Source organism: Pseudomonas lini (genome assembly GCF_964063345.1).
GTDB lineage: Bacteria > Pseudomonadota > Gammaproteobacteria > Pseudomonadales > Pseudomonadaceae > Aquipseudomonas > Aquipseudomonas lini_B.
Genome location: NZ_OZ061318.1, coordinates 1,517,680 through 1,532,267 on the forward strand (window position 1 = coordinate 1,517,680; position 14,588 = coordinate 1,532,267).

16 protein-coding genes are annotated in these 14,588 nt (G+C 58.7%); 4 read left to right on the top strand and 12 right to left on the bottom strand.

What is annotated here, in order from left to right; genetic code table 11:
- Nucleotides 1–2 precede the first annotated feature (2 nt).
- From ngg to AB3226_RS06845, 3 genes are all read left to right on the top strand, one after another.
- Nucleotides 3–1,751, top strand: a complete 1,749-nt coding sequence (ngg, locus tag AB3226_RS06835; protein WP_367372512.1) for an N-acetylglutaminylglutamine synthetase — start codon at nt 3–5, stop codon at nt 1,749–1,751.
- 182 nt (nt 1,752–1,933) lie between these two features.
- Nucleotides 1,934–3,118, top strand: a complete 1,185-nt coding sequence (locus tag AB3226_RS06840) for an osmoprotectant NAGGN system M42 family peptidase (RefSeq protein WP_367372513.1) — start codon at nt 1,934–1,936, stop codon at nt 3,116–3,118.
- A gap of 121 nt (nt 3,119–3,239) precedes the next feature.
- A complete protein-coding gene (locus AB3226_RS06845) occupies nt 3,240–3,467 on the top strand; it encodes a YheU family protein (protein WP_025212539.1) in 228 nt (75 codons plus the stop codon).
- A gap of 5 nt (nt 3,468–3,472) precedes the next feature.
- Here AB3226_RS06845 and csrA read toward each other — a convergent pair whose 3' ends face one another.
- The 3 genes from csrA to AB3226_RS06860 all read right to left on the bottom strand — a co-directional run bounded on the left by csrA (nt 3,473) and on the right by AB3226_RS06860 (nt 5,024).
- Entirely contained in the window at nt 3,473–3,658 is a 186-nt protein-coding gene (gene csrA / locus AB3226_RS06850; RefSeq protein WP_030132007.1) for a carbon storage regulator CsrA, read from the bottom strand.
- A 153-nt stretch (nt 3,659–3,811) separates the two neighbouring features.
- Entirely contained in the window at nt 3,812–4,144 is a 333-nt protein-coding gene (locus AB3226_RS06855; protein ID WP_007899658.1) for a YnfA family protein, read from the bottom strand.
- Between the two features lie 64 nt (nt 4,145–4,208).
- Nucleotides 4,209–5,024 (bottom strand): SDR family oxidoreductase, encoded by an 816-nt coding sequence (locus AB3226_RS06860; protein ID WP_367372514.1) that lies wholly within the window; start codon nt 5,022–5,024, stop codon nt 4,209–4,211.
- A 293-nt stretch (nt 5,025–5,317) separates the two neighbouring features.
- Here AB3226_RS06860 and AB3226_RS06865 point away from each other — a divergent pair, with 293 nt between their 5' ends.
- Entirely contained in the window at nt 5,318–5,470 is a 153-nt protein-coding gene (locus AB3226_RS06865; protein ID WP_008012020.1) for a DUF3309 family protein, read from the top strand.
- Between the two features lie 60 nt (nt 5,471–5,530).
- On the opposite strand, the gene AB3226_RS06870 is transcribed toward AB3226_RS06865, so the two are convergent.
- From AB3226_RS06870 to AB3226_RS06910, 9 genes are all read right to left on the bottom strand, one after another.
- The gene (locus tag AB3226_RS06870; protein WP_367372515.1) at nt 5,531–7,624 is read right to left on the bottom strand and encodes an LTA synthase family protein; all 2,094 of its coding nucleotides are present in this window, start codon (nt 7,622–7,624) and stop codon (nt 5,531–5,533) included.
- Between the two features lie 660 nt (nt 7,625–8,284).
- On the bottom strand, nt 8,285–8,887 hold the full coding sequence (locus AB3226_RS06875; RefSeq protein WP_367372516.1) for an START domain-containing protein: 603 nt from the start codon (nt 8,885–8,887) through the stop codon (nt 8,285–8,287).
- 40 nt (nt 8,888–8,927) lie between these two features.
- Nucleotides 8,928–9,182: a YkgJ family cysteine cluster protein gene (locus AB3226_RS06880; RefSeq protein WP_367372517.1), complete on the bottom strand. Its 255-nt coding sequence runs from the start codon at nt 9,180–9,182 to the stop codon at nt 8,928–8,930.
- Nucleotides 9,183–9,346: 164 nt separating this feature from the next.
- Entirely contained in the window at nt 9,347–9,814 is a 468-nt protein-coding gene (locus AB3226_RS06885) for a translation initiation factor 2 (protein ID WP_367372518.1), read from the bottom strand.
- Nucleotides 9,815–9,901: 87 nt separating this feature from the next.
- Entirely contained in the window at nt 9,902–11,341 is a 1,440-nt protein-coding gene (locus AB3226_RS06890) for a PLP-dependent aminotransferase family protein (RefSeq protein ID WP_007903895.1), read from the bottom strand.
- 211 nt (nt 11,342–11,552) lie between these two features.
- Nucleotides 11,553–12,365: an OmpA family protein gene (locus AB3226_RS06895; protein ID WP_367372519.1), complete on the bottom strand. Its 813-nt coding sequence runs from the start codon at nt 12,363–12,365 to the stop codon at nt 11,553–11,555.
- Nucleotides 12,362–12,718: a DUF4398 domain-containing protein gene (locus tag AB3226_RS06900; RefSeq protein ID WP_123357775.1), complete on the bottom strand. Its 357-nt coding sequence runs from the start codon at nt 12,716–12,718 to the stop codon at nt 12,362–12,364. The genes AB3226_RS06895 and AB3226_RS06900 overlap by 4 nt, the downstream gene beginning before the upstream one ends.
- A 9-nt stretch (nt 12,719–12,727) precedes the next feature.
- On the bottom strand, nt 12,728–13,576 hold the full coding sequence (locus AB3226_RS06905) for a substrate-binding periplasmic protein (protein WP_367372520.1): 849 nt from the start codon (nt 13,574–13,576) through the stop codon (nt 12,728–12,730).
- Between the two features lie 81 nt (nt 13,577–13,657).
- Nucleotides 13,658–14,587 (bottom strand): electron transfer flavoprotein subunit alpha/FixB family protein, encoded by a 930-nt coding sequence (locus tag AB3226_RS06910; RefSeq protein WP_367372521.1) that lies wholly within the window; start codon nt 14,585–14,587, stop codon nt 13,658–13,660.
- Between the last annotated feature and the right edge of the window lies 1 nt (nt 14,588).

Genomic DNA, 14,588 nt, shown 5'->3' on the forward strand with positions numbered 1-14,588 from the left:
CGATGAAACCTCACGCCACGGCTTATAGCCAACGCTTGTTGCGCGGTCAGGCGCCTTCCTACGAACGCTTGCAGGCGCGCCTGGCCGAAGACGGCAGTGAATTGGGCGCCGCGCCAATCGCGGTGCATTGCGGCTGGGGCCGGTTGCTGATCGGCCATACCTTTCCCGATGCCGCGAGCCTTGCCCTAGAGCTGCTCAATGAGCAGCCCGGCGAGCGGGACATCGCCTTGTACGTTGCCGCGCCCCAGCAAGTGCTGGGGCTGGAGCCGGCGCAGCTGTTTCTCGACCCGTCCGACACCTTGCGCCTGTGGTTCAGCGATTACCGTCAGGCCACCCGGGTGTTTCGCGGCTTCCGCATCCGTCGGGCGCAAAGTGACGCGGACTGGCAGGCCGTCAATCAGCTGTATCAGGCGCGCGGCATGCTGCCGATTGATGCGAGTTTGCTGACGCCTCATCACCAGGGCGGCCCGGTTTATTGGCTGGCCGAAGACGAGGACAGCGGCGCAATCATCGGCAGCGTCATGGGCCTGAATCATCACAAGGCCTTCAACGACCCGGAAAACGGCAGCAGCCTGTGGTGTCTGGCGGTCGATCCGCAATGTTCCCGCCCAGGCGTCGGTGAAGTGCTGGTGCGGCACTTGATCGAACACTTCATGAGCCGTGGCCTGAGTTACCTGGACCTGTCTGTGCTGCACAACAACCGTCAGGCGAAAAGTCTTTACGCCAAGCTCGGCTTTCGCAACTTGTCGACCTTCGCCATCAAGCGCAAGAACGGCATCAACCAGCCATTGTTTCTCGGCCCCGGCCCGGAAGCAGAGTTCAATCCGTATGCGCGAATCATTGTCGAGGAGGCTCATCGCCGCGGCATTGATGTGCAAGTGGATGACGCGCAAGCCGGTCTGTTCACCTTGATCCACGGCAGTCGTCGGGTGCGTTGCCGCGAATCCCTGAGCGATCTGACCAGCGCCATCAGCATGACGTTGTGCCAGGACAAAAGCCTGACCCACAAGGTGCTGAAAAACGCCGGTCTTAAACTGCCCGCCCAACAACTGGCGGGGAGCGCGGACGACAATCTGGCGTTTCTCGACGAGCACGAACGGGTGGTGGTCAAACCACTGGACGGTGAACAAGGCCAAGGGGTGGCGGTGGATTTACGCACCATCGAAGAGGTCCAACAAGCCATCGAAAGCGCTCGTAAATTCGATAGTCGAGTACTGCTGGAAAGTTTTCACGAAGGCCTCGACTTGCGGATTCTGGTGATCGGTTTCGAAGTGGTCGCGGCCGCCATTCGCCGGCCGGCGGAAGTGGTGGGCGATGGTCAGCATTCCATCGGTGCGCTGATCGAGGCACAGAGCCGTCGCCGTCAGGCGGCGACCAGCGGTGAAAGCAAAATTCCGCAGGACCATGAGACCCAGCGCACCTTGCAGGCTGCGGGTTACGACTACAGCAGCATTCTGCCGACCGGCGAGCATCTGTTCGTACGGCGCACGGCGAATCTTCATACCGGCGGCATTCTTGAGGATGTGACTGCAATCCTGCATCCGGCCTTGGTGGATGCGGCGGTGCGCGCGGCGCGGGCGCTGGATATTCCGATGGTCGGGCTCGACCTGATGGTGCCGGCCGCAGACCAGCCGGAATATGTGTTTATCGAAGCCAATGAGCGCGCCGGGCTGGCCAACCATGAACCGCAGCCGACGGCCGAGCGGTTTGTGGATTTGTTATTTCCGCATAGTCAGCCAGTGGCTTCATAAAGGTGTGTCGCCTGAACTGACGCCATCGCGGGCAAGCCACGCTCCCACAGGGTACGCGGTCAAATGTGGGAGCGGGCTTGCTCGCGAAGGCGGCCGAACAGACACCAATGATTCTTCCCATTCAGGATCATTCCCACGCTCCAGCGTGGGAACGATCAGCTCTCACTTCATCAGGAGTTTCCATGACCAGCAAAATTCCCGAACCGGACCTCAATTACCTGCAAAAAGTCCTGCTGGAAATGCTCGCCATCCCCAGCCCCACCGGGTTCACCGACACCATCGTGCGTTACGTCGCCGAACGTCTCGAAGAGCTGGGCATTCCTTTTGAGATGACTCGTCGCGGCACCATCCGCGCCACCCTCAAGGGCAAGAAGAACAGCCCGGACCGCGCCGTCTCCGCTCACCTGGACACCATTGGCGCGGCGGTTCGCGCGATCAAGGACAACGGTCGCCTGACCCTGGCGCCAGTCGGTTGCTGGTCCAGCCGTTTTGCCGAAGGCAGCCGCGTCAGTCTGTTCACCGACAACGGTGTTATCCGCGGCAGCGTGTTGCCGTTGATGGCTTCCGGGCACGCGTTCAATACTGCCGTGGATGAAATGCCAATCAGCTGGGATCACATCGAGTTGCGCCTGGACGCCTATTGCGCCACCCGCGCCGATTGCGATTCGCTGGGGATCAGCGTCGGCGATTTCGTCGCCTTCGACCCTTTGCCGGAGTTCACCGAAAGCGGCCACATCAGCGCCCGCCACCTCGATGACAAGGCCGGCGTTGCCGCACTGCTGGCGGCGCTGAAAGCGATTGTCGACAGCGGCGAAGAGTTGATGATCGACTGCCATCCGCTGTTCACCATCACCGAAGAAACCGGCAGCGGTGCGGCGGCGGCCTTGCCTTGGGATGTCAGCGAATTCGTCGGCATCGACATCGCGCCGGTCGCGCCCGGCCAGCACTCCAGCGAACACGCGGTGAGTGTGGCAATGCAGGATTCCGGCGGGCCTTATGACTATCACCTGTCGCGCCACTTGCTGCGGCTGGCCAGTGACAATGAACTGCCGGCGCGCCGTGACCTGTTCCGCTATTACTTCAGCGATGCACATTCGGCTGTCACTGCTGGCCACGACATTCGCACCGCCCTCCTGGCCTTCGGTTGCGACGCCACCCACGGCTATGAACGCACCCACATCGACAGCCTCGCCGCCCTCAGCCGCTTGCTCGGCGCCTACATCCTCAGCCCGCCGGTGTTCGCCAGCGATGCACAACCGGCCAAGGGATCGCTGGACCGGTTCAGTCACCAGATCGAACACGAGACGCAGATGGAAAGCGATACGCGGGTGCCGTCGGTCGATAGTTTGATTGGGCAGCGCACCTAGGCATTTTCTTCGCATGAAAGATTGCCCGCGATGAGGACAGATCAGGCACCACATCAGGTCAAGGCTAGCCGCCCCTCTTCATTCGCCGTAGCATCGCGCCATTGTTTAGCCGAGGTGCCTTATGCTGATCCCCCACGACCAACTTGAAGTCGATACGCTGACCCGCCTGATCGAGGATTTCGTGACCCGCGACGGCACGGACAACGGCGATGACACACCGCTGGAAACCCGCGTCTTGCGTGTTCGTCAGGCATTGACCAAGGGCCAGGCGCTGATCGTCTTCGATCCGGACAGCGAGCAATGCCAGTTGATGCTCAAGCATGACGTGCCCAAGCATCTGTTCGACTGAGGTTCTTAACGAGCTTTCGCTTTGGCCTGTTTGATCTGGATGCGCTCATAGACCTCGGCGCGATGTACGTTGACCTGCTGCGGCGCTTCAACACCGAAGCGCACGCTGCTTCCGTTGACGGCGAGAACCCGCACGGTGATGTTGTCACCAATGGATATCAACTCGCCCACAACGCGACTAAGTACAAGCATGGCATTCATCCTTCAGGGTTACCGGCCCTTGAAGATGCCCGGCGCGTAGCGGGTCTTCAATGCAACAGCAACAAAACAGTCTCGCCCTACAGCGCAGAATGCATCGCCCTGACGGAAGCATCCGACAAACCGGTTGAATGAAGGACCAATCCTTCAGGAAGCGGAAAAACGCGGGCCAAACAGGATGACGCTCGCCCCGATCACACACAGCGCCACGCCAATCCAGTCCGAGCCCAGCGGACGAATCCGCTCGACCACCGCCAGCCAGCCGATCGACGCAATGATGTAGATGCCCCCGTAGGCGGCATAGGCGCGGCCGGCGTAGCTCGCTTCGACCCGGGTCAGCAGCACCGCGAACAAGATCAGGCTGAGCAACGCCGGGATGATCCACCAAGCGCTTCTACCCTGGCGCAACCACATCCAGAAGGCGAAGCAGCCAGCGATTTCGAACAGCGCGGCGAGGAAAAACCACAGGTAATTGATCATGCAGATGTCTCGCGAGAATGGCCAGTTGCGGCCACCCTAACGACGGTATTGCGCTCGGGCAAGTTCAGCCTGCAGATTGTTTAGCCTTGGCGCGCATTTTGTCGGCCATCACGGTCATTTCGTTGTAGAGCAACTGCGGATCTTTTTGCTTGATCGCCCAGGCCATACGGCCCTGTTCGTGAGGCAGGATCAAGAATTCGCCGGCGGCGACCTGCTGATAAATGTAATCGGCAATGTCGGCAGCGCTGATCGGCGAACTTTCCAGCAATTTACCGACCTGGGCTTTCATGGCCGGGGTCGGGCCGCGGAACGAGTCCAGCAAGTTGGTCTGGAAGAACGACGGGCAGACCACATGCACGCTGACTTCCTCGTGGGCCAGTTCGATCAACAGACTCTCGGACAAAGCCACCACACCCGCCTTGGCCACGTTGTAGTTGCTCATGGCCGGGCCTTGCATCAGCGCTGCCATCGAGGCGATGTTGATGATCTTGCCTTTGCTTTTCGCAAGCAACGGAAGGAAGGCCTTGCAGCCCTTGACCACGCCCATCAGATTGATCGCTATCTGCCAGTCCCAGTCTTCCAGCGACAGTTCACTGAAGAACCCGCCCGAGGCCACGCCGGCGTTGTTGACGATGACATCGATGCCGCCGAACTTCTCTTCACAGGCCTGGGCGAAAGCCGTCAGCTGGCTGTAGTCACGCACATCGCAACGCTGGATGAAACCGTCGCCACCGGCTTCGCGAACCAGTTTCAGGGTTTCCTGCAGGCCAGGTTCACTGACATCCGACAAGGCCAGCTGCCAGCCTTCACGCGCCCAACGCAGCGCTATTTCGCGACCCAGGCCTGAGCCCGCGCCAGTGATCATCATGCGATTTTGCATAGCAAACAGCCTTGTTGTTCCGGGGAAGATGCACCGAGTGTAGCGAAGGATAATGCGCGACCCACGCTCCATCAGATTGCTGAATGGCCAGCAATGAACCACGGCGCGGTCCGGTTGTTTCAACTTTGAGACGCCGTAAAAGAAATAAACGTGCTTTCCAAATACATTAAAAAAACCTGGAATTTTTCTTCATATCCATGAGTCGGATTTTGTAAGCAGCTAGGATTAATACAAGTCCAGCTGATGGCTAAAACCCTAGGTCACTCCACAACGCTTCCAACAAGGAAACAGACATGGGCACAATTCTTATCGTTATTCTTATCCTGTTGTTGATAGGTGGCTTGCCGGTCTTCCCGCACTCCAGAAGTTGGGGTTACGGCCCGTCCGGTATCATCGGCGTAGTGTTGGTGGTGCTGTTGATCCTGCTGCTACTGGGCAAGATATAAAGATTTTCCGGCAAAAAAAAAGAGGCCCTGCGAAGGACCTCTTTTCTATTGCGGTAAAACTTAGTCCGGTTTGCCGTGAACCACACCGGCGGTGTTATCGATCAGGCTTTTAGTGGCCGTTTGCAGGAACGCTTCGAGCTTGAGCTTCAGCTCCGCTGTACGCGGTGCATCCGCAATGATCTCGGCGTGAGGCGTCGCGCCCAGTTCGTACTGGTACACCTTCGGCGCCATTTCCTTTTCCTTTGGCAGAACCAGAATCTGGTTATCCGTGATGATGGCGGTGGTTTGCTCGCTACCCGACGGCTTGATCACGCCAAAACCGGTGTCGCCTTGAGGCAGGTTGAGCAGGTCGCGTCCCCAACACTGATGACGCACTTCGCCACCAATACGCCCCATGATGGTCGGCACGACGTCGATCTGAGTGCCCACTGTATGGTCACGCTGGCCGAACTTCTCCTGGATGCCCGGTGCGATCATCAACATCGGCACATTGAAGCGGCCCAGGTCCATTTCGGTTATCTGACGCTCGTTGCCAAAACCGTGGTCGCCTACGACGACAAACAGGGTTTCCTTGAAGTACGGCTCCTTGCGGGCCTTTTCAAAGAATTGGCCCAGTGCCCAGTCCGCATAACGCATGGCGGTCAAATGCTCGTTCAGGCTGCCGCGATCGGTTACACGCTCAACCGGCAATGGCGTCGGCAAGGCATATGGCGTGTGGTTGGACAGGGTTTGCAGCAATGCATAGAACGGCTTGCCGTTTTCCCGCGCCTTGAGCTCTATCAGACCACGGTCGAACATGTCCTGGTCGGACACGCCCCAGGTCGGATCGGAGAACACCGGGTTCACAAAGTCGTTACGACCGATGAAGTTGGTCATGCCCTGGTTGCTGAAGAAACCCGACTGGTTGTCCCAGGCAAAGTCGCCGTTATAGACGTATACATCGCCGTAATCACGGGCGCTGAGCAACTGTGGCAGGCCGGACAGTTTGTGGCTGCCTTCCGGAGTCTGCATCAGGTATTCGAAACCCGGCAGGTTCGGGAAGCAGGCCATGGTGGCGAACATACCCTGGTGGGTGTGCGTCCCGTTGGAGAAGAAGCGATCGAACAGCAGGCCTTCTTTCGACAGTTTGTCGAGGTACGGCGTGATGTTGCCCGGTGCGCCCAAGGCACCCACCGAGTGACCGGCCATGCTTTCCATCAGGATCACGACGACGTTCTTGATCGGCAGAGTCTTGTCGGCCGGCGGCATGTAATCGCGACGCACGGCTGCGATATCGGCATCCACCAGTTTTTCGTCCGGCATCACCAGCATGTCACGCACGATTTGCTGAGCTTGCGGCTGTGGCAGCGTTGCCTTCCAGATATTGTCGCGATCTTCGGACATCCGGCTCTTCGCCGCCGCGATCAGCGACAGCGTGCCGTTGAGGCCCAACTGGTTGGCGAAGTTGGAGTCGGTGGTGTAAACGTCACCCCAACGCATTGGCGGGCCCTGACGCAAGGTGCCACGAGCAGCGACCACGCAGACCAGCAGGCAGACCACGAACACTACGCCACGCGTATACCACGGAGCGACCTGCCGCGTACTAATGCTGCCACCGCTGAACGGCCCGCGAGGACGCGTGGCGCGGTCGGCGCCCTTGAATGCGAAGGTCAGAATCAACGTGCCTACGGCCCAGGCCAATAGATAACGAACCACCGGAAAACCGTACCAGAGCATGCTCATCACGGTTTTCGGGTCTTCTTTCACGTACTGGAAGACCAGACCGTTGAGGCGCTGGTGGAATTCGCGGTAAAAGTCCATCTCCATCAGGCCGAGGAACAGCGCGATGCTCGAGGCAACGGTCAACCACAGCCGGAAGAACCCGCGGGCGGCCATGGCCCGGGCGCTGAACAATGCCAGCAACAGCGGAATGCTGAGGTAAACCACCAGACGCAAGTCGAAACGCAGGCCGTTGGCGAACGCTTCCAGAAAGGTCGAAGCCGGTGTGTCGAGGATCATCGAGCTGTTGTAGACCAGCAGCGCCACGCGCAGCAGGCTGAACATGACCATCATGACCAGGGCACACAACAGTGTGTAGGCCAAATGCGATTTGACGGTCGGTTGCAGCAGGCGACTAGAAGCTCGCTGCTGACTCAGGGCGTCCGGGTTTGCCATGTCGTTTTAGGACCCATTGGAAGTTGAAGTTTCAAAAAATACAGCGGCGCCTTGCCTGATGCCGGTCGGTTAAGCGAGCAGACCCTGTGGGAGCGGGCTTATGTGGCGAGGGGGCTTGCCCCCGTTCGAGTGCGTAGCGCTCGCAAATTTTTGGGTCCGCTGCGCGGCCCAACGGGGCGATGCGGCGTTCCGACAAGCCCCCTCGCCACAAACCCGCTCTCACATGAATTGCGTTTAACTGAACGGCATCAGCTGTCTCGCCCTCTGTTGGCCATCCTCGACCCCGGGGCGTGCGCGGTGCGCAAATGTTGCACGATCAACCGCAGCATTACCATTGATTACTGACCCGTAGGCCAGACTGTCGCTTGTAGCGCTCGGGGCAAGAGACGGGGCGCAAAGTTGCGGAGGCGAACTGGTTGGGCGCGGGTGAATTGTCTTTGAGACTTTGTGAAAATTTCGTTCAACGCATATCCAGAAACAAAATAAAGCCGTGATACTGAACCTGTGGCGCGGGAGCTTGCTCCCGTTGGACTGCCAAGCAGTCCCATTCTTTTTGGGGATAAGCGGGGCCACTTCGCGGCCCAGCGGGAGCAAGCTCCCTCGCCACAGGTTATTCATCGGAGTGTTTGTCGAACAGGCCATATCAAAAGAGTTGGGTGGTTATTTCTCGGCGCGTTCTTTCAGGGCTTTGAGGGTATTGAACGGCGCGTCGACCACGAACTTGTTGGCCAACCACGACGGCACGCTGCCGCCGGGTTCGGTATGGGCCTGATAAGTCACTTCGACTTGATCGCCTTTAGGCACGAGCTTCCAGAAACCTTTGACCTGGGCGACCCGTACAAAACCTTTTTCTTCCGGAAGGTACTTCGGCTGCCCTTCCAACTCGCGGGTCAGGCTGCCATCGGCGCTTTCAACGGTGGTGACATGCAACACGGAGTCGCGAGGAGTGACCGGCCAAGGGGTATTGAACTGGGTGTAGGTCCAGCTCTGGTTGCCTTCATGTTTGAGCAACTTCTGAGTCTTGCACTCGTGAATCCAGGCACAGGCGCCCGGCACGTCTTCCTGCAATGCACGCAGTTTGGCCATGGTGGTCTTCATGACGGTCACGCCACGGTAAGCCTTGTATTGGGAACCGGCCACTTCACTCAAGGACACCTTGATGCCGTCTTCTTCCTTGGCGGTTTTCCATTCTTCGGCTTGGGCCGTGGAGGCCAGCAAAACCGTCAAACCACACAACACAGCCATACGATGCAGCGAACCCATAGTCTTATTCCTTATTGTTGAAGTTCGTTCGTTGAACACATCACGCGGCCGTCATTTGCTCCCACCAGCCCAGCAACTTGATCGCTTCATCGCTGCTGCTTCCGCAGACCTCGACATCGGCTTCAAATGCCGAACACACCGCAGGACGTTCCGGCTTGCCGAAAATATTGCACAGGTTATCGGCAGACAGCTGTATGCAACGTTCTCCAGCGGCTTTGCCATTGGGCATTCCGGGAATCGGCGAACTGATGGAAGGGGCAATGCAACAGGCGCCACAGCCTTCACGGCATCTCATGACGACAAGCTCCTCGCGATGGGCAATGTATTAAAGGGACGTGGCACAGAGTAACGTCTAAAACGACTGTTTAAAATTACCTGAGCCCGGGTTTTTTCGCTCAAACGAACGTGACTGACCAGTCTCCGACAAAGCGTCTGGTCCGCGGGTCACGAATGGGGGATTTACTGCTTGAACTCGAAATCCAGTGCCGCACCCTCAACTTCCCGACGCTCTTCATTGCGCAACTGCAGCTGCATTTCATTGCTGAGCAGGCGACCGTTGAGCTGGAACGGGCTGCTTTTGTCACCGAACATTTGCGGCAACAGGGCCTCGTGTCGGGGCAACTGTACCGTGCCAACCGGCTTCAGTTCTTCGACCATGTCCTTGGGCAGGCTCAAGTCGAGATTTGCCGAAGGGAGTTTGGTTTTCACGACTTCACTGGCCGGTTTCGACTTGGAAGCAATGGGGGAACGTTTTTTGACCGCAGCAGCCTTCTTTTTGGCCGGCGCGTTTTTTTTGACCGGTGCCGTTTTTTTCGCGGTGGTGCTGGCTGTCGGTTTTTCCTGAACGGAGGCCGCCATGACGCCTTCCGGGTGACAGGTCATTAACAGGCAGATCAACAACCAGGCGGCAGGAAAAATCGGCTTCATGGACCCAACGGCGTGAACGGCAGAAGGCTATATGCTCGCCTGTTAGAGACGACAAGACAAGCGGCCAGTTCAGAACTGCCCAGCCGCTCAAAAACCGCTCGCCGTCTCCTGACAAAGTTGCGTCGCCAGTAACCCCAACGTCATCAATGCACGCTCGGCCTCGCGGTTCCAGGGGATGCCACAGTTCAGGCGAATGCAGTGATTGAACTGCTCGGTATTACTGAAAATCAGCCCCGGCGCAATGCTGATGCCCTGCTGCAACGCACGCACATGCAGTTCCTGCGTATTAACCCGCCCTGGCAGGCTGACCCACAAAATGAAGCCGCCGGTGGGCCGGGTCATCTGCGTACCTTCCGGAAAGTACTGCTGCACCGCCAGCTGGAACGCGCTGAGGTTCTTGCGGTACTCCTGACGGATGTAGCGCAAATGCCGGTCGTAACCGCCGTTCTCCAGATAGGCCGCGATGCCCATTTGCGTGACGCTGCAGGCCGAATGGGTACTGAAGGTCTGCAAGCGCTGGATTTCCTGCTGGTACTTGCCGGCAATCATCCAGCCGATGCGCACACCGGGCGACAGGGTCTTGGAGAAGCTGGAGCAATAGATCACCCGATCCAGACGGTCATAGGCCTTGAGCGATTTGGTGCGACCCTGCTCGAACATCAGCTCGCCGTAAATATCGTCTTCAACAACCTGGATATCGAAATCCGAAGCCAGGCGCAGCAGTTGTTTCTGTCGCTCTTCGGGCATGGTACCGCCCAAGGGATTGCTCAGGCGCGTGGTCAGCACCAGCGCCTTGATCGACCATTGGTTGGCCGCCAGTTGCAGGGCTTCGAGGCTCATGCCGGTGGCGGGATCGCTGGGAATCTCGATGACTTTCAGCCCCAGCAAGTCGGCCAGTTGCAGCAAACCGTAATAGGTCGGCGACTCGGCCGCGATCAGATCGCCCGGCCGGGTCAATACGCGCAGAGACATCTGCAACGCATCGACGCAGCCGTGGGTGATCACCACTTCCGACGGATCGACCACCACGCCGGCATCGCGCATGCGGATCGCCACTTGCCGACGCAACGGCTCGAAACCGGGGCTGAACATGTAGCTGAACGCCCGCGGGCTATGGAAACGGGTGACTTTGGCCAGTTGCTGATGCAGCGCCCGCACCGGCAGATAGTCGACGCTCGGTACGGCGGCGCCCAATGGGAAGACGCCTTCGCGGCGGGATTCAACCAGAACTTGCTGAATGATGCTGCTGCGGGTGACGAGGCCAGGTCGCTCGACCCGGGCAATATCCGGGGTTGGCGCCGTGAGCGCTGGCGTCTGGTGAACGTAGTAACCAGATTGCGGCCGGGCACGGATCAGCCCCTGATCCTCAAGGTTGGCGTAGGCCTGCAACACCGTTGCATGGCTGACGTTGAGCTGCGAGCTCATCTTGCGCACCGAAGGCACGCGCTCCCCGGGTTGATAGACACCGCGGCGGATGTCTTCGGCCAGTTGCTGAGCAATTCGTTGATAGAGCAAGAGATTGGTCATGACGCAGCACTCGATTTCACGGGCATTTTATTCTTGTGTGAAACAATACCGGAACAGTTTGGAAGTGTACTGGGACAGTTGTCACAATAGTCGACCGTACAGTGCATTGTCAGCAAAAACTGTACTGTTTTTATGGAGAGTATTGCGTTGATTGGCGGGCACAAAAAAACCCGGCACTGCTGACAGGCCGGGTTTTCCAGTAACGCAGCCCTTAGCGGGCGGCGCCGAGCTGGCCTTTTTCGTCGGAGAACACAATTTCTACCCGACGGTTCTGCGCACGCCCGCGCTCGGAAGCGTTCACGTCCACCGGGTATTCATCGCCGTAGCCTTCGACTTTGATACGTTTGTCGTCGATGCCCAGGTCCATCAGCACATCCGCCACCGATTGTGCGCGGTCGCGGGACAGCTTGAGATTCTCCTGTTTACCGCCAGTGCTGTCGGTATAGCCCTCGATCCGCACCACGCGTTTTGGATTGAGCTGCAAGAACTGGACGATCTTCAGCACCACGCGGTTTGCAGAGCTTTTCAATTCTGCTTCACCGGTATCGAACAGCACATCGCCCAGCGTCATCACCAGACCACGGTCGGTTTGGGTGGTCGCCAGCGCTACAATTTGTTCTTCGAGCCACTTGCCCTGTTGCTGCACGCTGAGCAACTTGGACTCACGCAGGGCCAATTGCAGGCGCTGACGCTCGAGTTCGAGCTTCGCAGCGCTCTCCTCGTTGAGCACCTGATTGGTGTGCTCCCGGGCGATTTCGCTGTAGCGCTGGCTCAGGTAGGCATAATGCACAACGTCCGAACCGCTGCCCCAGTAGCTGGACAGACGATCGGCGCGGGCCAGGGACTCACCGGCACGGATCACGTCTTTGGGCGCAATGCGCAGCACGTTGGAGTCTTCCTTGACCTTCTGGAAGTCGGCGCCGGCCTGCTGTAATACGGCTTCGCTGTGTTGCCCGGCGCAGCCATAAAGGCTTGCGCAGCCGGCCAGGATCAAGCCGCCGAATGCTTTGGTCTTGAGGCTCATTGGGCATCTCCCAGTTGCTTGCGCAGGCGAGTGATGCGGGTATTGAGCACGTTTAACTGCGCCTCGCTCTTGAGGGTCAGAACCCGGGCTTCGGCCAGGCGCGCGTCCAGCTCGGCCTGCTCGGCCCGCATGCGCGCATTCTTGAAGGACTGATCGGCCATGTTGCCCTTGGCACGCTTGAACTTGTCTTCAGCCAGTTTCATCTCTGGCACTTCGTCGGCGGTAGCACCCACGGCCTTGGCTTGTTCGAGGGCCTGTTCGGTCAGGCGTATTTGTTCATTCGGCGCCGGATCGGCTGCACAACCCGCCAGAGCCAGAACGGCCAGGGCAGCGAAAAGAGGTCGAATACTCACTAAGAATCCCTACTGTTTTGGGGTACTGACAGGTTGTGGCTGCGGTTGTGAGCGTTGCGCTTTCCAACGCTCGATATTGCGCAGCAGCGCAGCTTCTGTCAGTCCGGACGCGGGCAATTCTGTCATCTTTTTGGCCAGCTGTCCGCGCAACCAAGGATCGTTGCAGGCAGAGTTATGGGAAACCGCGAGAAACAGGCCGGGTTTGTCGATGGGTTGTGGGTGGGCCATCAAGTCATCGGCCATCCCCAGCGTTTGCACCATGGCCATGCCCGAGTAGCGTCCGGCGAGGACAAATTCCACCTCGTTCAGCAGCAATTTCTGAAAGGCCTGGGTCAGATTGGGCGTGCGCACCAGGGTCAATTGCTGCTCGGCGAAAGTGCCAAATGACGAGGTCACTCGAGCCTTTTCCGACAAGGCACCGGGATGACCGTGAAGGTCCTGCGCTTCGTTGTAGACCAGTAACGAGTCGTTGCGGGTCCAGACCAGATAATCGTTTTCCAGCAACGGTGGATGGATGTAATCCAGATTTTCCAGCTCACTGACCATCAATGGTGCATCGGCCAGCATGTCCATGCGCCCGCTGCGCACTTCGTCCAGGGCCTGGGAGCGTTTGCCGGCGTAAAGCAGCTCAACCTTGATGCCCAACTCCCCCGCCACTTGCTGCAACAGGTCTGCGCTGGCGCCAATCAGATACTTGGGGTTTTGCGGGTCTTGCCACAGGTACGGCGGCGCATCAGGGCTGCCGGTCACCACCAGGCGCTCGCATTTGCCCGCGGCTATGGATAGCCCCGGCAACAGCGTCAGGCTTAACCACAAACCCGACAAAAAAGAGCAGCCAAACCAGCGGCGCAGACTCATGGCAACACTCTCCCCACCCAAATCCGGAACAAAAAAAAGCCCGACCAAAAGGTCGGGCTCTTTATAAGTCAAGCCGCTGGATTAGACCAGCTTCTCGAACTCGGGGATGGCTTCGAACAAGTCCGCCACCAGGCCATAATCGGCCACCTGGAAGATCGGCGCTTCTTCGTCCTTGTTGATCGCAACGATCACTTTGGAGTCTTTCATGCCGGCCAGGTGCTGGATCGCGCCGGAAATACCGACGGCGATGTACAGCTGTGGCGCAACGATCTTGCCGGTCTGACCGACCTGCATGTCGTTGGGTACAAAACCTGCGTCGACCGCGGCGCGGGAAGCACCGACGGCAGCGCCCAGCTTGTCGGCCAGGGCGTACAGGTGTTTGAAGTTGTCGCCGTTCTGCATGCCGCGACCGCCGGAAACGACGATTTTGGCAGCGGTCAGTTCCGGACGATCGGACTTGGCCAGTTCTTCGCCAACGAAGCTCGAAGTGCCAGCGTCGTGAGCAGCAGCAACTGCTTCAACGGCAGCCGAACCACCTTCTGCAGCAACCGGGTCGAAACCGGTGGCACGCACGGTGATCACTTTGACTGCAGCGTTGGACTGTACGGTAGCAATGGCGTTACCGGCGTAGATCGGGCGCTTGAAGGTATCAGCGCTTTCGACCGAGATGATCTCGGAGATCTGGTCAACGTCCAGGGTCGCGGCAACGCGCGGCAGGATGTTTTTGCCGTTGGAAGTGGCGGCAGCCAGGATGTGGCTGTAAGCCTTGCCCAACTCTGCAACCAGCGGAGCAACGTTTTCCGGCAGTTGGTGCGCGTAAGCGGCGTTATCGGCCACCAGCACTTTGGCCACGCCAGCGATTTTCGCAGCGGCTTCAGCAACAGCACCCACATTCTGACCAGCGACCAGAACGTGAATGTCTCCACCGATTTTGGCGGCAGCAGCAACGGTGTTCAGGGTGGCAGGAGCCACAACCTTGTTGTCGTGCTCAGCGATTACCAAGATAGTCATG